The sequence below is a fragment of the Rhodovulum sp. PH10 genome, assembly GCF_000293785.1.
In the GTDB taxonomy this organism is placed as follows: Bacteria; Pseudomonadota; Alphaproteobacteria; order Rhizobiales; family Xanthobacteraceae; genus Rhodoplanes.
In genome coordinates this window covers 1-332 of record NZ_AKZI01000167.1, presented here as the reverse complement: position 1 = coordinate 332, position 332 = coordinate 1, and the positions used below count along the sequence as shown (strand labels likewise).

Annotated in this window: 1 pseudogene; it reads right to left on the bottom strand. The window is 72.3% G+C overall.

The features are described from left to right. A pseudogene (locus A33M_RS20470) lies at positions 1 to 332 on the bottom strand (IS4-like element ISSysp3 family transposase); the annotation flags it as partial.

Below are 332 nucleotides of genomic sequence, written 5' to 3'. Positions count from 1 at the left end.
GGCGGCTTGTAGTAGCAGTTCCAGCCGCCGAGGCGGGCGGCGACCCAGGCCACGAAGGCGAGCGATCCGGGCGGATGCGGATTTTTCTGGCGCGCCGTGTTGCCTTCGAGGGATGCGGAGAGCCGCTCGAGCCCGACCGCGAGGGCCGGGTCGAGCACGTCGGCGGCCGGTCGCGGACTGCCGTCGCGGGCGTCGACGAGCTGGATGGTTCGGACCGCCGCGGCGAGCGCCATGGCGGCGAGATTGAACATCCGCTCGGCGTCGGCGAGCTGGCTGTCGTCGAGGCCGAGGCCGTCGGACTTCAGCGCGCGGAAGACCTGCTCGATGCGCCA